17 protein-coding genes are annotated in these 18668 nt (G+C 57.5%); 12 read left to right on the top strand and 5 right to left on the bottom strand.

Features of this window, described 5'->3' with window-relative positions; all coding sequences use genetic code 11:
• Positions 1-678 (top strand): IS21-like element helper ATPase IstB (gene istB / locus ACTJK0_RS18875; RefSeq protein WP_440744013.1); only part of this gene is annotated, 678 nt, incomplete at its 5' end.
• A 665-nt stretch (positions 679-1343) separates the two neighbouring features.
• Here istB and kdhB read toward each other — a convergent pair.
• The 3 genes from kdhB to ACTJK0_RS18860 form a co-directional block, all read right to left on the bottom strand.
• Positions 1344-1826 (bottom strand): 6-hydroxypseudooxynicotine dehydrogenase complex subunit beta, encoded by a 483-nt coding sequence (gene kdhB, locus ACTJK0_RS18870; protein WP_159629993.1) that lies wholly within the window; start codon positions 1824-1826, stop codon positions 1344-1346.
• Positions 1826-2716: a 6-hydroxypseudooxynicotine dehydrogenase complex subunit alpha gene (kdhA, locus tag ACTJK0_RS18865; RefSeq protein WP_159629995.1), complete on the bottom strand. Its 891-nt coding sequence runs from the start codon at positions 2714-2716 to the stop codon at positions 1826-1828. Before kdhA ends, kdhB begins: the two co-directional genes overlap by 1 nt.
• A 146-nt stretch (positions 2717-2862) precedes the next feature.
• Complete coding sequence (locus ACTJK0_RS18860) at positions 2863-4047, bottom strand: PucR family transcriptional regulator (protein WP_159629997.1); 1185 nt, start codon at positions 4045-4047, stop codon at positions 2863-2865.
• Between the two features lie 59 nt (positions 4048-4106).
• Between ACTJK0_RS18860 and ACTJK0_RS18855 the strand changes: the two genes are divergently transcribed.
• Positions 4107-5333, top strand: coding sequence for a PucR family transcriptional regulator (locus ACTJK0_RS18855; protein ID WP_159629999.1), 1227 nt, complete (start codon positions 4107-4109; stop codon positions 5331-5333).
• A gap of 38 nt (positions 5334-5371) precedes the next feature.
• On the opposite strand, the gene ACTJK0_RS18850 is transcribed toward ACTJK0_RS18855, so the two are convergent.
• Positions 5372-5722 (bottom strand): cupin domain-containing protein, encoded by a 351-nt coding sequence (locus ACTJK0_RS18850; RefSeq protein WP_159630001.1) that lies wholly within the window; start codon positions 5720-5722, stop codon positions 5372-5374.
• The gene (locus tag ACTJK0_RS18845) at positions 5715-6818 is read right to left on the bottom strand and encodes a 2,6-dihydropseudooxynicotine hydrolase (RefSeq protein WP_159630003.1); all 1104 of its coding nucleotides are present in this window, start codon (positions 6816-6818) and stop codon (positions 5715-5717) included. The genes ACTJK0_RS18850 and ACTJK0_RS18845 overlap by 8 nt, the downstream gene beginning before the upstream one ends.
• Before the next feature lie 167 nt (positions 6819-6985).
• Between ACTJK0_RS18845 and kdhC the strand changes: the two genes are divergently transcribed.
• From kdhC to nboR, 10 genes are all read left to right on the top strand, one after another.
• Positions 6986-9370: a 6-hydroxypseudooxynicotine dehydrogenase complex subunit gamma gene (kdhC, locus tag ACTJK0_RS18840; RefSeq protein ID WP_159630005.1), complete on the top strand. Its 2385-nt coding sequence runs from the start codon at positions 6986-6988 to the stop codon at positions 9368-9370.
• A gap of 95 nt (positions 9371-9465) precedes the next feature.
• Positions 9466-9771, top strand: coding sequence for a Dabb family protein (locus tag ACTJK0_RS18835; protein ID WP_159630007.1), 306 nt, complete (start codon positions 9466-9468; stop codon positions 9769-9771).
• Positions 9771-10703, top strand: coding sequence for a cyclase family protein (locus ACTJK0_RS18830; RefSeq protein WP_159630009.1), 933 nt, complete (start codon positions 9771-9773; stop codon positions 10701-10703). The genes ACTJK0_RS18835 and ACTJK0_RS18830 overlap by 1 nt, the downstream gene beginning before the upstream one ends.
• Entirely contained in the window at positions 10700-11893 is a 1194-nt protein-coding gene (locus tag ACTJK0_RS18825; protein ID WP_159630011.1) for an FAD binding domain-containing protein, read from the top strand. Before ACTJK0_RS18830 ends, ACTJK0_RS18825 begins: the two co-directional genes overlap by 4 nt.
• 12 nt (positions 11894-11905) lie before the next feature.
• Complete coding sequence (locus ACTJK0_RS18820; RefSeq protein ID WP_159630013.1) at positions 11906-12619, top strand: SRPBCC family protein; 714 nt, start codon at positions 11906-11908, stop codon at positions 12617-12619.
• A gap of 61 nt (positions 12620-12680) precedes the next feature.
• Positions 12681-13505 (top strand): carbon-nitrogen family hydrolase, encoded by an 825-nt coding sequence (locus tag ACTJK0_RS18815; RefSeq protein WP_236560688.1) that lies wholly within the window; start codon positions 12681-12683, stop codon positions 13503-13505.
• Positions 13506-13702: 197 nt separating this feature from the next.
• Complete coding sequence (locus tag ACTJK0_RS18810) at positions 13703-14596, top strand: AAA family ATPase (protein ID WP_159630015.1); 894 nt, start codon at positions 13703-13705, stop codon at positions 14594-14596.
• An 80-nt stretch (positions 14597-14676) separates the two neighbouring features.
• The gene (locus tag ACTJK0_RS18805; protein WP_159630017.1) at positions 14677-15705 is read left to right on the top strand and encodes a vWA domain-containing protein; all 1029 of its coding nucleotides are present in this window, start codon (positions 14677-14679) and stop codon (positions 15703-15705) included.
• Positions 15698-16831, top strand: coding sequence for an XdhC family protein (locus tag ACTJK0_RS18800; RefSeq protein WP_159630019.1), 1134 nt, complete (start codon positions 15698-15700; stop codon positions 16829-16831). Before ACTJK0_RS18805 ends, ACTJK0_RS18800 begins: the two co-directional genes overlap by 8 nt.
• A 387-nt stretch (positions 16832-17218) precedes the next feature.
• Positions 17219-17818 carry a nicotine blue oxidoreductase gene (gene nboR, locus ACTJK0_RS18795; protein ID WP_159630021.1) on the top strand — a complete coding sequence of 200 codons (600 nt, stop codon included), beginning with the start codon at positions 17219-17221 and terminating at the stop codon, positions 17816-17818.
• Positions 17819-18668 lie beyond the last annotated feature (850 nt).

Raw genomic sequence — 18668 nt, 5'->3', positions numbered from 1 at the left:
ATCGCGACCGCCCGCGCCCAGCGCTGGGAACCAACCGAGATCATCAAGGCACTGTTCACCGAAGAAGCCGCAGGCCGGGCCCGGTCCATGCTCGCCACCCGGCGCAAAGCAGCAGGCTTCCCGACCGGGAAGACCTTCGACGTCTGGGACCCCGCCGTCTCCTCCATCCCGGCGCCCACCCAGCAAGCCCTGCGCACCCTGGAATGGATCACCCGACGCGAGAACCTGGTCGTCTGCGGGCCCTCCGGCACCGGGAAAACGTTCTTCCTCGAAGCCCTCGGCCAGCAAGCCGTCGAAGCCGGGATGCGCGTTGCCTGGTTCAGACTCGAAGACCTCGGCGCCCTCATCCGCGCACACCGCACCGACGACAGCGTCACCAGGGCCGTGGCTAGAATCCTCCGCGCGGAACTCGTCGTGATCGATGACATCGGCCTTCTCCCGGTGGCCACCGACGCCGCCGAAGGACTCTACCGGGTCGTGGACGCCGCCTACGAGAAACGCTCCGTCGCGATCAGCTCGAACCTGCACCCCGCCGGCTTCGATGAACTGATGCCCAAAACCCTCGCCACGGCAACCGTGGACCGGCTCCTGCACCACGCCCACGTCTGCCAAACCAGCGGCGACTCCATCCGACTCACTCAAGCCCTCGCCGGGAAAGGAGTCACCGAACTGAACTAACAAACCCTCGACGATGGCCAATCCCACCGAAAACCCTCAGTGGGCAGATCTGTTGGCCATCACCGGGCAGATTTACTGGCCACCAGCGGGCCGATTAACTGGCCGCCCGTGGGCAGAAACCAAAGGCCATTGACAACGGCCAGCGGCAGACGTCGCCCCGCCTGTGCAGAGCGACATAGCCCACGAAGACTGCGGGAAATGCAGGCCGTTGCATTCCCCGCAGTCCATGACCGAGGGTGGATCCCGAGCCAGGAGGAGTCGTGTCTGGCCCGGAAAATGTGGGGGGACTGTCCCAAGGGGTCTTGCAGTAATCTTGCGGTTAGTGGCTTCCTATCGGCAGTTGCCGCCTTGATTTCCGGTCACTCAGCTGTTTGGCCAGGATTCCCACATCGAGACCTGCTCAGAATCTTGGTACGCGGAGGCTGCGCGGAGCAGTATCTTCTGCAACGAAACTGCTTGCCAGAGCCGCCCACAGGGTTCGTGCGTCCGGATAGTTTCGTCTCCGCCCGGGAGCGCATTCTGTTGCATTCATCACCTCACGAGATGCCGCATTACTTCGCAGACCAACTGCCTGATTCCCCAAAGCCCGCAACCGGCGCGGAGGTGACAGCCATGGCCGAACGGCCATGAGACCGTTAGCGCTGACGTGACGTGGCCGACGCGTGTCAGCTGCTGTGATTCCTACATTGGAAGGCTTCTACTGTGGCTTCCACGATTTGTTGGTATCCCGTACACCGGCATATATTTCCGGAAATAGCTTCGCGAGCGGTTGTCTCATCGAGGGTAACGTCTTCGTCGTCGTAGAGAGGCTTAAGAGACATCAAGAAACCTGATGTGCAAAAACCGCACTGCAGGGCGTGGCACTTTGAGAAGGAACTTTGTAGCGGGTGAAGGTCGCCTTCCTGCTGTAGGCTTTCGACTGTTTCAATCCTGGCGTTGTTCGCCTGCACTGCCAGCACGGTGCAGGATCGAATGGGCTGACCATCCATCAGCACAGTGCAGGAACCGCAAACGCCGTGCTCGCAGCCTACCCGTGTCCCTCTGAGGTGCAGGTCTTCGCGTAGGAAATCTGCGAGGAGCCGACGAGGCTCGACGTCCGTTTCGTGGTTGACTCCGTTTACTTCAACCGTGAGGCGAAAGGCGTTCATCAGTATTCCATGCTTTCCTTTGTCGGTCTCGCGCGGTGCCGTGCTTGGGCGAGGGTTCGTTCGACGATTGTCCGAATAACTTGGGTGCGATAGGGAGCGCTCCCGTGCACTGTGGGCACGGGATCAAGCCCCTGTACCGCCACCCGGGCAGCTGTGGCAACGTCGGCGCTGGACAGGGTGCTGTCTATTAGGACTTTTTCCGCCTCTTGGCAGCGGATGGCGGTTGATCCTCCACCCAGGACAGTAATTCTCGCCCGCGAACATTTGCCGTGTTCGTCCAGGGTGACGATGGATGCCGCTCCTCCTATGGCGTAGTCGCCATGCCTCCGAGAGAACTCATCAAATGCAGCACCAGTGCCGGGAGGTAGCAGAGGTATGTTAACCTCCACAATGAGCTCGCCGGGAAGGATGCTCGAGACGAAATGTGAGACTAGCAGTTCCTTGATAGGAATCTTTCGCTCGCCTTGTAGAGACCGTGCGGTGACGGAGGCGTCAAGGGCTAGCAGGACTACGGGCAGCTCTGCCGCAGCATCAGCATGTGCAAGAGAGCCGCCAATCGTTCCTCGGGTACGAATTTGAGGGTGCGCGATCCACGCTGCCGCTTCCGACAAGATTGGAAGGTTTTGCGAAATGGTCTTGGAGGTCGTTAGCTTCGCATGACGGGTCAAGGCGCCAATCGCCATAGCATGGTCGGTCTTCTTTATGTTTGCCAAACCGGGCACCTGGTTGATGTCGACCAGAAGTGAGGGACGGGCCATCCGGAAATTCAGGAGCGGGACCAAACTTTGACCTCCGGCGATGACTTTCGCGTCATCGCCTCCCTCCGCGAGTAGGCGGAGCGCATCCTCAACCGAGTCGGCAACAACGTATTCGAAGGAAGGTGGCTTCACGGGCAATACCGCCGGCCGCGCTCATTGTTCATGCCACTACTTTGCCCCCTTGGTATGGCTTTGCGCTCTGCGTCATGGGACAAAACAGTGCCCGGACCTGCCTAGAACAGACAATTCCAAGCAGCGCTGATGCTGAGCGCCCTAACTCAGAGGATGTCTGTTTGGGCGATTGACTTCAGCAAACCATAAAGTCGTAGTGCGACAAGTAGTTCCACGTGGCGTTCGGCAACGCTGATGCCAAGCCGTTCTTCAATGGATCTGAGACGGTAGGCCACGGTGCGCTCATGAACCTGGAGTGCTGTCGCGGCCGCTACCGCATTGCAGCCGGCTGAGAAGTACGCCCGGAGGGTGTCACAGAGTATGTCTTTGCGGGGATCGGTGAGCAAAGGACCCAGCTGCTGCGCGACCAAATCACGCACCGCTTGCATATTTGTGGCGAAGACAGCTTCCAGAGCTACGTCGCTATAGTGCGTTATTCGCGCCCCCGTGAGACGGCCGACTTTGTAAGCTCTCCATGCGCGCTGGTGACTGTGCCGAAAGCCGGAGAAACCCTTGTCAAGGGATCCCAGGGCAAGATGTGCTCCATCGGGCAGGTCGCCTTCTGTCAATTGCGTTGCAGAGCTCAGTCCATCTGATACAGGCAACCAGCCCAGAAAAGCTCCGCCGGTGCTTTCCAGTATCAGTGGCGCATTGCTGTTAAGGATGGTGGCGGCAAGGGTGATCATCCCCTTCGGATCATTTCCCCAGGCCACCACTGATAGGTGGTTTCCTTCGAAGGGGTAGGCAGCGTTAGGTCGGGCCGTGCGCCTTCCTGAAATGAAGTCCCGCAACTCATTCCTCAGCCGGTGATCCTCAGACTTGTAGAAGAATCGATGCTGTTCGGAACGATACGCGTCGATGACGTTGGCAACGACCACGTCATGCCATCGGTGCTGTAACTGGGAGACCCACTTCTGGATCTCTAATTGCTGTGATGCATCTGGGACAAGAGTTGTTGTGAGGTCTAGGAGCACATCCCAGGTCGCAGATTGCAGCACTCTGTAGGTGTGGATGAGTTCGAGTAGATCCACACCGGCTTGGGCTGTTTCGCGCGCCTCAAGGGTGGCCTCCCGCAGGAAATTTTCGTCTGGTTCGTCTGACCCGGACAAGGCCCTGCTGATAGATAGCAGGGCGGCGGACAGCCGCTCAGACCGCCGCAGCGAAAGTGCCGGATCTAAGCCCACACCGGCCTGAACGTCATCATGGAGTCGGCGGACCATCGAGTCGGACAAGTGTTCGATATCTGATGTGACGGCGGCCGATATTGCCGATAGATGTTGTGTCTGGATCATGTTCCTATTTCATGCGCTGTGGTCTCGGCACAGACCAGGCCCCTTGATAGTCTCAGTGTATGACCATTGAGGAAGGACTGGACGAACTTTCCGTTGCAGTGAAGGCAAGGATTCCTGAAATCTACGACTGCATCCGGGCGAGACTGCAGTATACGTACGAAGACTATTCCGCCGCGACACGTAACTCGTCCCTCACGGAGGCAGAATCGGAAACCATCACAGCTTCCCTGCGTGATGTCCTCGAATACATCGGTCAAGGGCGGGTCGGGGCAACCAGGGCTTCCAATGAGACTCTCCGGGAGGTGAGGTTGGCGGCACGGGCCGGCGTGGACTTGCATCACCTGCTCCGGGGATCCAGGGCGGCTCAGGCCACTTTGTGGGAGTTTCTACTTGAGGAGGCGCACCGAATCATCACCGATCCCGTTCGAAGGTCCAAGGTCCTGAGGCATGCCAGTGCAAGCCATTTTGCCTGGAACGATAGAGTTTCTGCGTCCATCATCGAGACATACCAAATGGAGAGCACTGCATTCTCCAGGCAGAGTCAAAACCGGAGGAAGCTTTCGACGCTGAGGGCTCTCCTCGCTGGACTGCCAATAGATTCGACAGTTTTTTCCTATAACCTTTCAGGCCGGCATCTTGCTGCGGTTGTGTCCGGTGACGGTGTGGAGGCTGTGGCTCGGACCCTCGGCAGCGCATCTAGGATCCGTCCCCTTGTTATCACAGCCGAGGATGAGACCGGCTATATTTGGGCCGAGTGGTCGAGTCGATTGCCGTCACCACGGCAGGTTGTCCTGTCAAGTGACCTACCGAAGGACACGCGGATTTCGTTTGGGACTTTGAGCGAAGGCTTGGATGGGTTCGTAGTTACGCACAGACGAGCGCTGGAGGCCGACTCGGTCGCCCAAAAACTGGGCACCCAGGTCACCTGGTATGAAGATGTCATGCTTGAAGCGTTGGCTACGCGCGATCTCGCTGCCGTTACTTCATTTATTTCCGACGAATTGGGGGGCCTCGGGTTGCACCAAGACCCCCCAAGTAGGTTAGTCGAAACTCTCGAAGCATATTTTGCTTCGGGCCAGAACGCGGCAGCGGCAGCACAGCGTCTGGGAGTTCACAGCCGTACTATCGCTTACCGTCTAAAACTCATCGAAGGCAAAATAGGTTCACGTGGCTTGCTCCGAGATGAACTGCCCGTCGCCATCAGGCTCTCGCGGATGGTCGAGGCTATGAAGCTGGAGCTCGGCGGGTTGGAGGATTCTCCCGGTCTCCCGCAACCCGCCCTCTGAGTGAACCCCTTTGAGGAGTCGCTGCCAGCCAGCGGCTTCTACTCCACCAAGAACCAGATTTCCTTGAATGGCTCGTGAAACTCCCAAGTAGACGTGTGTCCCTTCGGAAGGAATACCAGGTCGCCGGCGGTTACAGGGACCGGCTCCTGGGATGCAAGAGTTAGCGTTGCGGAGCCTTCGACAACGTAAATGATCTCGTTATCGGTGAGTTCATAAGTTGTTGTGCACGGCTGCGAAGTGAAGATACCCGTGCCGAATTGTGGAGAGGAAGTGCGTTCAAAGAGCGTGAACCCGTGCCCGTTCGGGCTTCCCTCATGGACGACTACACCGTCCGGCTGCCAGGATTCAAGCGGGGCGGTGCCCGTGCTGACTTTCCTGATCTTATCCATTGTGCGGCCATCCCTTCATAGCCGGGGGAGGTGTCTTTCCCGTCACTAGAACATCTTGGAGCCAGTCTGCCATGTCAAGCCTGGGCCTGATTCCCAGATTGTGGCAGCAGTGATCGCCGTCCTTTTCAACTACCAGGGTCAGGTGTTCTGCCGGGACCAGTTCGAGGACAGTGTCCACGAAGGACAGTGGAACTTCGTCGTGCACGCCGTGCAGAATGTATGTAGGGCATGCGATGTTTGGTAGGACGTCCCGGGTCTCCAGAGCAGCATGGACGTGCTGCCTTGCTTCCTCCAGAGTGTCAACTTTGGAGACGTACTTCCAGCTTTCCTTTGTCAAGGGAGTCTCAAGGTCCCAGTAGTCCAGGTCGGAGAATCCGCCCCAGGAAATGCACGCCGCCAGACGCGGTTCACATGCGGCCGACTTGAGCGCATAGTTACCGCCCAGGCTTCGGCCCAAAACTCCGATAGCTTCGTTCCGGATTGCTTCAAGTCCGATGAGTAGATCCACTACCGCTGACGTGTACTTTTCGTAGTCACCGGCAATCCGCTTGTGTTCAAACATTTCGCCCTGCCCAGGCCCGTCAAACGTGGCAGTAGCCATGCCCCGATCGAGCACCAGGTTTTCCATCTGGAAACTTTCCTCTTTGGTGCTCTCCAGGCCACCGAGCATGATGACCGCGGGGTGTGGTCCCTGGCCTTCCGGAATTCGCACGTAAACAGGCATCGGAATGCCGTCAACCACCAGTTCGTGTCGCTGTGCGGGCGGGGACAAGAGTGGGGCTGCTTTCTGGTATAGTTCAACTTTTCGAGATTGGCCCTTCTGTCGGCGCTCATCGAACCAAAGGAACTGGGCGTACTGGGCGCACAGCGCCGCTGACATCAGGAGCTCACCGGCGGACAGGTCGTGGCCCAGGGCCACTTTACTTTCCGCTTCCTGCTCGTACTCATTTGCGAGATTCATCCAGTAGTCAAACCAGGTAATCTCCTTAGGCCTATCGCGGGCACCCACCATGTCCGAGTAGGAAACGCCGTCGAGGATAAGGCGTCCCCAGTTCAGCATTTCATCTTCAGGTTTCACTTGCGAAGTTACAGTCATACTGCCGTCTCCCTAAATTCAGACTTCCGTGACCCCGCACAAGGGGTCTGCGGAATGATCTTGCTATGGAAGCGGCGCGAGGGCGCCTACTAACTGCGGATACTTAGGCGGTGTTTTTGTCAATGCCTGAACATCCGGGCTTCCCGGCCCGGTGACATACTGAGCCCATGATGGCAAAGGCTAAAACGCTCATCCCTGATACCGGCACGGCCGACGCGGACAAGGGCAACAGACAGGCATGGATAGGCCAGGAGGTTCTGCGGCGGGAGGACCGCCGGCTCCTCACTGGATCAGCAACATTTGCTGGCGATCTGGGAGTGCCCGGGCAATTGCATATGCGCATTGTCCGTTCGACACAGGCCCATGCGCGGATCGTGTCCATAGACGTCACTGAAGCCGCAAAGACTCCGGGCGTACGAATGGTTGTCACGTCTGAGCACACGCGGCATTTGGGTTCCATCCTCTTGGAAGAGCTGGGATACCACGAGATTTACGAAAATATTGAGGACTTTAGCCACCCCGTTCTGGCAGTAGACAAGGTGCAGTATGTGGGGCAGCCGGTGGTTGCCGTACTTGCCGTTGATCCCTATCTTGCCGAAGACGCGGCCGAACTGGTCTCTATCGAGTACGAGCCGCTCCCGGTCCTCCTGGATCCGGAAGAAGCGTTGACCGGTGAGATTGAGCTTTTTCCGGGGCGTGGCAATGAAGGTGCACGCATTAAAAAGGCCTACGGCGACATTGACCGGGCCTTTGCCGAGGCCGAGCACATCATCCGCCACAAGTACGTTACGAACCGCCATTCCGGTGTACCTATGGAGCCGCGGGCCGTAGTGGTGCAGCCCGACCCGGCAAGGGACACGTTATTCATCTGGGGCACAGTGCATGTGCATGACAACCGCAGGATCATCGCCAAGATGTTGAATCTTCCCGAGGTCAATGTCCGGATGAAACACGTAGAAATCGGCGGCAGTTTCGGGGTGAAGGGCGGAGTCTTCCCGGAAAACGTCGTTGCAGCATGGGCAGCCCGCACATTGGGAGTCCCGATCAAATGGACTGAGGACCGCGCCGAGCACATGACATCCACGTCCCATGCTCGGGAAATGGTGCATAAGCTGGAACTCGCGCTCGATGCTGAGGGCAAAATTCTGGGCATGAAGGACGAAATTTTCCACAACCATGGAGCCTATTTCAGGCAAGCCGAGCCACTAGTCAGCGACATTACCGCCGGCATTGTGTTCGGCCCCTACCGGGTTCCGGCCTACGATGCTACCCTGCACGCCGTCTTCACCAACAAAACACCTGTCGGCGCTTATCGCGCACCTGGACGATATGAATCCACTTTTGCTCGTGAGCGGATCTTCGATCTGGCATGTGAAGAAATCGGTCTCAGTAAGGCGGAGTTCCGGCGGCGAAACCTTCTTACCACGGAAGACCTCCCGTGGACGCCTGGTCTCGATATCGTCCACGAGCCTTACCACTTCGACTCGGGAGATGTAGTAAAGCACTTCGGCGAAGCGCTGGAGGCGGCAAACTTTTCGGAGTGGATTGAAGAATCCAAACGACTGCGGGCGCAGGGCCGGAAAGTTGGCGTAGGCCTCGGCGTGCTTATGGACAAGGCAGGGCTGGGGCTTTTCGAAACAGGTGGTGTCGAAGTCAGCCGCGCAGGCCGCGTTACGGTCAAGACCGGAGGTTCTTCGGTCGGACAGGGAATCGAGACAGTTCTGGCCCAGATTGTCGCCGAAGAACTACAGATCGCTCCCGAAAACATTGACATCGTCCATAGCGACACAGAGCTCATTCCGGACGGCGTCGGCTCCTGGTCCAGCCGTTCAACTGTTCTCGCTGGGGGTGCTGCCCGCAAGGCGGCGCTTGCAGTGGTGGATAAAGCCAGGCGTCTGGCAGCTGAGATGCTCGAGGTTGATCCGGAAGACCTCGAATTGGCGGCAGGCAGTTTCAAGGTCAAGGGCACTGATCAGCAAATTACGCTGTACGAGATTGCGGCGGCGAGGGACCCTTTCACGGCTAGGGCGGACAATGATGAGCCGGGCCTCGCGGCGGACGCGGTCTACGTGAACAACGCCATGAACTACCCGTACGGGGTGACGCTGGTGCAAATCGAACTAGATCCTGGCACGGGCGGCCATAAGATACTTCGCTTCTCGACCTCCACGGAAGCAGGGCGTGTAATTAACCCGCTGACCACAAGGGGTCAGATCATTGGTGCCGCTGTGCAAGGCATTGGAGGCGCCCTTTACGAGGAGTTCCTCTACGAAGAGGACGGACAGCCAATTACGACTTCGTTTATGGACTACCTGTTGCCGGGCGCGCAGGAGATGCCGAACGTCGACTGTTTCGTAACTGAAGATGCCAAGTCGCCAGACAATCCCTTTGGCGCCAAGGGCCTTGGCGAAATTGGCATCATTGCCGCCGGCGCGGCAATCGCTTCCGCGGTAGATGATGCCATTGCCGATGGCATCCACACGGACCGGCTGCCAGTCACTCCCGAGCAGATCTTCACCCGCTGTCAAGGTTTGAACAAAGCACAACTGTAACTTGTGGCATCCGCCAGTGGGACAACTTCGCTGCTCTTACGAAACTGAACATACAACCCGGCGGGTAATCCAAGACACACATGAGAGGTCAACTGATGACTAAAGTTCGACACGTATTTGCATGGCGCGTAGCCGAAGGAAGCAACCAGGAGGAGATTGTTGAAATTCTCAACACCCTTCCGCCGCGTCTGGGTTTCATTCAAGGCTGGGAGATCGGCACTCATTCGGGCGACCCTGGCGATAACGGTGCGCCGTGGGATGGTGTCCTGATTTCTGATTTTGCAAGCTGGGCTGATCTGGACAAGTACTCCACCGATCCCTTTCACCTTGAGGTAGTTGCGACACTTATGCCGATGTTCGCGGACAGGGCTGTAGTGGACTACGAAGTTGAGGCGTTCTGATGAGCCAGACTGCTGACGTGAAGGTAGGGATTAGCCCTTGGGGCCCCGACGACGAGAGGGGAGCATTAAACCTCCTCGACGAGTCTGTTCGGGCAGACGTTCTTCAGCGGGCGGACCCCTCGCGGGTTTATGACCTCAGCGTTGACTATTTCGTAGGGATGCCCAGCTTTCAGGGAGCTGGCGATCCCAGCTACCAAATCTTCATGAGCCACACCCCTCAGGGCACGGTGGTGGATAACCTCAACGGTGTCGGCGAGGCTGTCAACAGGCACGTGTGCTACTCCGGAGATGTTGTATTCATGTATACCCACACCGGGACTCACATCGATTCGCTGAACCACTTCGGCGTCGACGGACAGATCTATAACGGGTACAAACCGGAAGAGAATTTGGGCAGTCGGACCTGGACCAAGGGTGGAGCGGAGACGATTCCCCCAATCATCACCCGCGGCGTGTTGCTGGATATTGCTGGCCTAAAGAACGTAGAGTGCCTGCCTGATTCCTACGCCATCACCACTGCAGATATTGAAGAGGCACTGGAAAAAGCGGGCCTCGTATTGCAGAGAGGGGATGTTCCCTTGGTTCGTACCGGACGTATGCGTCATTGGCCGGATGGAACTAAGACTCTTGGAAACCCTCCGGGACTGAGCTTGGATGCTGCCCGCTGGCTTACAAGCCAAAACATTTCTGCAATTGGTGCTGACCAGGAATGCGTGGAGGTAGGCCCGTCGGAGCATGAAGACAACTGGCTTCCCGGGCATACCCACTTCCTTGCGGAAGCAGGTGTGCCCATGGTGGAACTGTTGAACCTGGAGGAACTGGCAGCGGATGGAGTAAAGGAATTTTGCCTGATCGCTGCTCCTATCCGTCTTCGGGGAGCGAGCGGCGCCCCAATGCGTCCGCTCGCCATGGCATTAAGGAAGGACGCATGAGCCCGACAACCGAACGTATTGCGGTAGTTGGAGGTTCGATATCTGGGCTAACGGCAGCGCTGATGCTTCGAGATGCGGGCGTTGAGGTCGATGTCTATGAACGGTCGCCCCAGCCCCTCTCGGGCTTCGGCACTGGCATTGTCGTCCAGCCGGAGCTTGTTCGTTACTTGCTGGAGCAGGGTGTCGAGCTGGACTCGATCAGTGTTCCGTCGTCATCCATGGAATATGTCGACGCACTGACTGGAGAAAGCTTCGGGTCCGTTCCTGCAGACTGGCGCTTCACTAGCTACGACTCGATATACGGAGCGCTTTACGAACTGTTTGGGCCGGAGCGTTACCACACCAGTAAGTGCCTCGTCGGTCTCAACCAGGATTCCGACGCCGTACAGTTGCGCTTTTCAGACGGTACCCAGGCCGAGGCGAACTGGTTGATCGCCGCTGACGGCGGAGCATCAGTAGTTCGCAAACGCCTGCTGGGCATTGAACCGAAGTACGCAGGATACGTCACCTGGCGAGGGGTGCTCCAGCCGGGCGAAGTTTCCGACGATGTGTGGAACTACTTTAACGACAAGTTCACGTATGGGCTTCTGAATGATGGTCACCTCATCGCTTACCCCATTCCGGGCCGGGAAAACTCAGAGTCGCCGCGTTTGAATTTTCAGTGGTATTGGAACGTCCCTGAAGGAGCTGACCTCGACGAACTCATGACGGACGTTCGCGGCATCAGGCTCCCAACGTCTGTCCACAACAACTCACTGAATCCGCACAATCTGCGTCAGTTCCATAGCAAGGGTGAGCGTCTCTTCGCGCCTTTCAGGGACCTCGTACTCAAAGCTTCATCCCCATTTGTGACTGTTGTTGCAGATGCCACTGTCGAGCGCATGGTTCATGGCCGTGTTCTGTTGATTGGAGACGCGGCGGTGACCCCAAGGCCTCACGCTGCTGCGGGTGGAGCTAAAGCCTGTGACGACGCACGTACTCTTGCAGAAGTCTTTACGGAGAACGACAATCTGCAGGAATCCCTGCAGAGGTGGGAAACCAGGCAACTGCAGCAGGGGAACGCCTATCTCCAGAAAGTGAAAAGAATGGCGTCCCGTCTACAGCACGGGGGTAGCTTTGAGCCTGGAAACCCCGACTTCGCATTTGGGCTCCCCGCAGTGGATGAACCATCCGTAGTCAAGAACTTTTAAGGAAAACCGATCATGGAGATGACTAACACTTTCACCGTGCCTGTCCCGCCGGACGAGGCGTGGCCCGTCCTGCTGGACCTGCAGCGAATCGCGCCTATGCTTCCCGGCGCTTCCATCACCAGCGTTGACGGTGATGAGTACGAGGGCAAGGCGAAGATCAAGGTCGGCCCGATTACGGCCGAGTATGTTGGCGTTGCCCGTTTCATTGAGGTCGATGAAAAGGGACGGCGCGCAGTAATCCAAGCTCGTGCCAAGGATGCTCGTGGGCAAGGGAACATGTCCGCGACCATCACCGCACGGCTTGAGCCTGAGGCCAATGGCGCAACCGTCATTGTTCAGACGGAGCTGGACATGACTGGAAAAATCGCTCAGTTCGGGCGAGGTGTGATCAACGAGGCGGCTACGGCCATCCTTGGAGTCTTCGCTCAAAGGTTGGCTGTGGAGATGACTTCAGGAAGCGAGTCCCGGAGCGAAGCATCGACAGAGCTCTCAAAAGCTGACGGAGCCGCAGGAAGGGAACTAAAGCAGCCTGGTCAGGCGGAACCCGAAGAAGCTCTGGACCTCATTAAGCTGGCGAAGGAAACCCGCGCCGCTAAAAAGGGCACTGGCACTCAGGTCGAGGTTCCCGAAGTAGGAAAATGGCTCCCTGCAATTATTTCTGTCGTTGCTGCACTGATTGCAGTCTTCTCGGCAGGTGTTGCGGCCGGAAGCAACCGAAAGTCCTGAATCGATGAATGTTCGTGGATTGGTCCCAAATAGCGGGCAGCTTGACGTCTCAGCTGTTCAGGTGAGCTTTGATTCGACAGAGCTCCTCGAGGACAGGATTTCGCGTACGCAGGACTTGATTTCTGGCATCGACAAAGCGGACCTGATCGTTCTGCCTGAACTCTGGCTTCATGGCGGGTTCTCCTACGACAGCTGGCGAACGAACGCGATCTCGCTGCACAGTGAGGTGTTCACCTTCTTGTCCAAAATGGCCAGGGAAAAAAAGGCCTGGCTGCATGCCGGCTCTTTCATGGTGACGGAGCAAAGCAGTGCCGCTTCTGACATGTGGAATACATCGGTTCTTTTTGACCCTGCAGGATCCATCCGTGCCACCTATAAAAAGATCCATCGATTTGGATTTTCCGACGGAGAGCCAAAGCTGATAGCAGCGGGAGACGAGCCCGTGATCGTGGAGCTGCAGACGGAACGCGCGACGGCCATCACTGGGCTTAGCACATGCTACGATCTTCGTTTTCCTGAGCTGTATCGGCATATCGCAGCGGAGGGTGCGGCGCTAAATGTGGTACCGGCCTGCTGGCCACTTTCGCGAGTTCAGCACTGGCAGACCCTGGGGCGCGCGCGGGCAATCGAGAATCAGACCTTTGTCGTCCAGTGCAACATGACAGGATCTGACCAGAAGGTGGAGTTGGGTGGTCACAGTCAGATCGTGGACGGCAACGGAAATATCTTGGCGCAGGCAGAGAAAGAGGAAACCGTTCTCAAGGCGCGTCTCGATTTCGATTCGTTGAACGATCTGCGCACTTCTTTCCCGGTGCTTAACGACCGGCGGGCAGATATCTGGGTTGCTAAGGGTAAGACTATGGTCGTGAGCAACCTGCAGGAATAGCAAGGGGGCCACTTCGAGCGGTCCGGCTTCGGGGTGTTCTGCCTTGTCGATAGGGCGGGGCATCCCGGAACCGGCTGTTCTTACGTTTGAGTACGACGGTGGACCCTCGTCGACTGCTTGTATGCAGTGTCTGCATAAATTCACATCGCCATAAGCCGCACTCCACGACCTCTAAAACCGACTAGCAAGGCGAAACAATGAGTAACGACAATGTGACCAAACCGGAAAGCCCCGGTGAGATGGCGGCGCGGCTTAAGGCAGTCAACTACTTGGCTGACGAGGGTCTCTCCACCACCGTCTTTCTATCTGTTGCCATGAATAAGCCGTTGCTTGTTGAAGGTGCTCCCGGCACGGGCAAAACCTCCTTGGCTGAAGCTTTAGCTAAGATGCTGGGGATCCCGTTGATCCGACTGCAGTGTTACGAGGGCATCGAATCGACCCAGGCGCTCTACGACTGGGATTTTTCACGTCAGATTCTGTACTTGCGATCACTGGAAGCAGCAAATTCGGCAACGAGTGCGGAGGAACTAGAGCAGTCCCTATACACCGAACGGTTCCTGCTGCCACGACCAATTCTTCGGGCCCTGCAGGGGGGGCCGGCCGTTCTTCTCATCGACGAAGTTGACCGGGCGGACGACGAATTTGAAGCCTTCCTCCTGGAAGTGCTCGCGTCAAACCAAATATCCATACCCGAGTTGGGCACTATCACCGCTACTGTTCCACCCATCGTAATCCTGACCTCCAACCGGACTCGCGAGTTACACGAGGCTCTGAAACGGCGATGCTACTTCCATTGGATCGACCATCCAGAGCCGGCCCGCGAACTGGAAATTATCAGGACCCGGCTGCCCGGCATGGACGAGAAGCTGGCGCAGCAGGTGGTCGACGTGGTTCAGTCCTTGCGCAACGAGGGACGCTTGAGGCGTTCCCCTGGGGTAGCCGAGGCGCTCGACTGGGCCCAGGCTTTGAACCGCCTTGGCGGGCAGGACATCGACGCCGACAGTGCAGGCTTAACTATTGGCGCCCTCTGCAAAGACCAAGACGACAGGGAGCTGATCCTGAGCACCTTGAGAACCATCTTTCCTACCTAACGTGAATGGTGTTGGCGATGCACTCACAAGTAGGGTTGAAAATTTTCTATGGCTTCGTAGGAGCGCTTAGACATGAGGGGATGACCGTAGGGGCAGAACAGGTCGGCCTTTACCTTGAGGCCCTAAACGTTCTGGATCTCCAGCGTCGCAACGAGGTTTTTTGGGCCGGACGCGCTACGTTGTGTAAGAGCAGGTCGGACTTTGAGACTTACGACCGGGCGTTCCGCTTGTGGTTTTCATCCGAGCCTCCGGTACCTGTGCCCCTTTCGGAGAGACAGGAAGCAAGCCTGCCCGACGCAGCAGGCGGCGACAGCCCTCAGCCGGAACTTGAGCAACAGATTGCACTGGCTAGCAGGGATGAATCCCTGCAACACAGAGATGTGGCCCTCATGTCGGCGGAGGAAAAGAGGTACCTTGTAGAGGCCTTTGCTGCTCTGCCTATTAAAGCACCGCTAAGAAGGGCTCGTTACAAGCGGACCCATCGCCACAAGCGCATTGATCCGGCACACACTGTCCGAGACCACCTAAAAAGAGGCGGCGAACCAGGCCAACTGCAGTATCGCTTCCGAACGAAAAAGCCCCGCCGAGTTGTCTTGATTGTGGATGTTTCGGGATCCATGGAAGCCTACGCTGATAGTTTTCTTCGCTTCGGTAATCGGCTTTTAGCCACCAACGCCGACACCACAGAAGTATTTTCCATTGGCACACGCCTGACCAGGGTGACGGCGGCGTTGCAGCACCCGGATCCGGAAGTGGCGCTGTTGGACGCAGGATTCGCTGTGCCGGATTGGTCTGGAGGCACCCGGCTGGGCGAAGCCCTAGAGGCCTTCATCGCCCTCTGGGGACAACACGCAATGCTCAGAGGGTCTGTAGTTGTGATCGCAAGTGATGGCTGGGAACGTGGGGATACCAGAGATCTTGCGCATCAGGTATCCCGTCTCCATCGCCTGGCCCATCGTGTTATCTGGTCCAACCCCCACCGGGGAAAATCTGGATATGAACCTATACAAAGCGGCATTAAGGCCGTTCTCCCGCACATCGATGCCCTGGTCGCGGGCCACACCATGGCTGCTTTCAGGGACCTAGCAGATCGGATAGCAAATGCGTGACGTTATTGAAGCAGTGGCAGAGTGGACGAGGCGCGGAGAAACCTTCGCCCTCGCCACCGTCGTCAGCACGTCTAAATCTGCCCCGCGGCCGGCGGGCGCTGCGATGGCTGTAAGCACCGCTGGGGAAGCCGTCGGCTCAGTTTCCGGGGGCTGCGTTGAAGGAGCTGTTTACCAAATCGCGCAGGATGTCATCGAAGACGGTACCCCTGTTCTGCAACGCTTTGGTTATAGCGACGATGACGCTGTAGCGGTTGGACTAACCTGCGGCGGAATAATCGACGTCTTCGTTGAACGAGTCACCAAGGAAAGTTACCCAGAAATCAGGACGATCGTCCAGGACGTCCAGAACGGTAACCCTGTTGCCACAGCGACCGTCGTCGAACATGACCAGCCTGAAATACTGGGAAAGCGGCTGGCGGTTTGGCCGACCCACGCTGTAGGCAGCCTTGGCAGCAATATGCTGGACCATGCAGTGGCTGACGATGCAAGGGGCCTGCTGGCTTCCGGCGAATCCAAGGTGCTCACCTACGGTCCCCGAGGAGAACGCATGGAAACGGGCGCGAAGGTCTTTGTTTCTTCCTATCAGCCGAAGCCCAGAATGATCATTTTTGGAGCCATCGATTTTGCCGCCGCAGTCGCGCGGGCCGGGTCAATGGTCGGATTTCATGTGACCGTCTGCGATGCCCGCCCAGTATTTGCGACCGCCGCCCGTTTTCCTGGAGCTGACGAGGTGATCGTAGCGTGGCCTCACGTTTACCTTCAGGAACAAGTTTCGGCGGGAAAGGTGGACAACCGAACGGTCATTTGTGTTCTCACCCATGATCACAAGTTCGACGTCCCTGTCCTGGATATCGCTTTGCGGCTGGAAGAAGAATACAGGCCCTCCTACATAGGTGCCATGGGTTCTCGAAAGACACATGAGGACCGACTCAACCGCCTCTTGGAGGCTGGAGTAATGGAGAAGCAGATTGCCGAGCTTCATAGTCCGATCGGACTTGATCTCGGCGGTCGGACACCGGAGGAAACAGCAGTGTCAGTTGTGGCAGAAATAATTGCGAAACGGTGGCAAGGGACTGGCCGCCCTCTGCGCGATTCGGCTGGCGCTGTGCACTCGGACCCGGCCTAGCCATGCCGCACCTAAAAGAGTCGGCTACGCAACCTTTTGAAGACACCCGACAGTGGCAGGCGTTGGTGGCAACCAAGGCCGTGGTGGTTTCAAAGTCAGCGGAAGACCGCACACCCAGCAGACTTGACGAAGGCCAGCTACTTGATTTGGAAATGCTAGGGGAGGGCGACCGGATCCAGGTAATTGAAGATTACACGTCACGCTACTCCGGCGTCGTGGAAACGAGTGCTCCTTCCCTTGGGATTATCTGGATCCGCTTAGAAGGGCTGGGGGAGAGAAAGCTAATCCTTTGCACTGACTATAGGCTGCGTCAGAATCGCACCAGGCAATGGGACCTGACAGTTTTTTCATGCGGCGCATAGGAACCCCCCGCAGGAGGACAGGGATTTGGCGCGGGTAACGGGCTTATTGCTGGCAGCCGGCGCCGGAACACGTCTTGGGCGTGGTCCTAAGGCACTCCTGCCGTACCGCGGCCGCACTCTGGTTGAGGCAGCCGCTCACACGCTGCGTGCCGGCGGATGTCAGGAGGTTGTGGTTGTTCTTGGAGCGGATGCACAAGCGGTTAGCGCCGAAGCAGACCTTGAACCGTATCGGGTGGTGGTGAACTCCCACTGGTCCTCAGGTATGGGAAGTTCCTACCTTGCCGGTGATGCCGAAGCACATCCAAATAACCACCTCCTCGTAGCTCTGGTAGATCAGCCAGGGCTTACCGTCGCCATTGTTCATCGGTTACTCCTCTCCCATCGGCCGAGGCGCATTACTTCGGCTGCGTATCGCGCCATGGAAAACGATGGAGTGCTCCGTAGGGGTCACCCCATGGTGATCGATGCGCAACTCAGGTCAGCGGTGGCTAGCACTGTTAGCGGGGATGCGGGGGCTCGGGTTTTCTTGCAGCGGAAACCGTGGCTCGTAGACCTTGTCGATTGCAGTGATGAATCCACTGGCGAGGACATCGACACCATAGAGCAGATGAATCGCCTGTTGTAGGTCAAGGTGCTGCAACCCATGTTCGGTAGGTACTTTGGCGTTGGGAGAGCACGCCTGAGTCGGTGAAGTAAGGAAGTTCTTGCGTGGCATTACTACCGCTGTTGGATTGGTTGCTTGTGGCCCTATTTGGCCGTAGAGAGACTTGGTCTGGGCCAGCTTCGAGCGATGACCAATGGAGCTGGCTGGGATTGATGACCGGCCTACCGGCTGCTGCTAGCGGGCTTTGCCAGTCAAATACAAAGGGTCGAAGAGCTGCTGCCGAAACGGAAAGGGCGCCAGTGGAGATTACTTGTGCCCACGGGGGACTCGAATACCCTCGACAGGATGCATCGCAGTGAGAGCGCCCGCCTCTGCTCCAGCCGTGAAGTATTTTCGGTCCTGACCGGTCAAAGGAGCAAGTTAGTTGTGGCGAGGTGCCGATATCGGAATTGACAGGTCCTGGATAACCTTCTCTGAACATAGCAGCCGCGGGCCCTTGCCGCTTCTAGCTAGAAGCAAGTCCCGCGAAACGAATCATGTGCCTCCTCAGCCTGCAGGTGAAAGGCTATCATCTTCGACGCCAAGGGCGTCCGCAGCGTCCGCGACATCCACCCCGGTAAGTGCTGATCATTCTCCGGCGGCGCCTGCAGTTTGGACAAATCGAGGACCAGCGAAAAACGACGCGACCTAACTGCAGTCCCTCGCTTCGCAACTTCATTTGCACACGTGTCAAACGGGATGTACCTCTGGCTAGAGGGCGCATGTATAGTATCGGCGGCGTTGCGCGGGCGTGTTGAATACCGTTACGCACAGCACAGCCCCTTGCCTGCCCTTCCCCGACACATCAATCGGTCTCCGGAATGTTGCAAAA

The sequence above is a fragment of the Paenarthrobacter sp. 22069 genome, assembly GCF_052046035.1.
Classification (GTDB): domain Bacteria; phylum Actinomycetota; class Actinomycetes; order Actinomycetales; family Micrococcaceae; genus Arthrobacter.
The sequence above is the reverse complement of the archived record's forward strand: the minus strand, read 5'-3'. Positions and strand labels throughout refer to the sequence as shown.

What these genes read in the sequence shown, in the direction of transcription:
- kdhB (WP_159629993.1), bottom strand. Translation starts at nt 1,826, where the DNA reads ATGAACGCCTTTCGCCTCACGGTTGAAGTAAACGGAGTCAACCACGAA.
- ACTJK0_RS18860 (WP_159629997.1), bottom strand. Translation starts at nt 4,047, where the DNA reads ATGATCCAGACACAACATCTATCGGCAATATCGGCCGCCGTCACATCA.
- ACTJK0_RS18855 (WP_159629999.1), top strand. Translation starts at nt 4,107, where the DNA reads ATGACCATTGAGGAAGGACTGGACGAACTTTCCGTTGCAGTGAAGGCA.
- ACTJK0_RS18850 (WP_159630001.1), bottom strand. Translation starts at nt 5,722, where the DNA reads ATGGATAAGATCAGGAAAGTCAGCACGGGCACCGCCCCGCTTGAATCC.
- ACTJK0_RS18845 (WP_159630003.1), bottom strand. Translation starts at nt 6,818, where the DNA reads ATGACTGTAACTTCGCAAGTGAAACCTGAAGATGAAATGCTGAACTGG.
- kdhC (WP_159630005.1), top strand. Translation starts at nt 6,986, where the DNA reads ATGATGGCAAAGGCTAAAACGCTCATCCCTGATACCGGCACGGCCGAC.
- ACTJK0_RS18835 (WP_159630007.1), top strand. Translation starts at nt 9,466, where the DNA reads ATGACTAAAGTTCGACACGTATTTGCATGGCGCGTAGCCGAAGGAAGC.
- ACTJK0_RS18830 (WP_159630009.1), top strand. Translation starts at nt 9,771, where the DNA reads ATGAGCCAGACTGCTGACGTGAAGGTAGGGATTAGCCCTTGGGGCCCC.
- ACTJK0_RS18825 (WP_159630011.1), top strand. Translation starts at nt 10,700, where the DNA reads ATGAGCCCGACAACCGAACGTATTGCGGTAGTTGGAGGTTCGATATCT.
- ACTJK0_RS18820 (WP_159630013.1), top strand. Translation starts at nt 11,906, where the DNA reads ATGGAGATGACTAACACTTTCACCGTGCCTGTCCCGCCGGACGAGGCG.
- ACTJK0_RS18810 (WP_159630015.1), top strand. Translation starts at nt 13,703, where the DNA reads ATGAGTAACGACAATGTGACCAAACCGGAAAGCCCCGGTGAGATGGCG.
- ACTJK0_RS18805 (WP_159630017.1), top strand. Translation starts at nt 14,677, where the DNA reads ATGACCGTAGGGGCAGAACAGGTCGGCCTTTACCTTGAGGCCCTAAAC.
- ACTJK0_RS18800 (WP_159630019.1), top strand. Translation starts at nt 15,698, where the DNA reads ATGCGTGACGTTATTGAAGCAGTGGCAGAGTGGACGAGGCGCGGAGAA.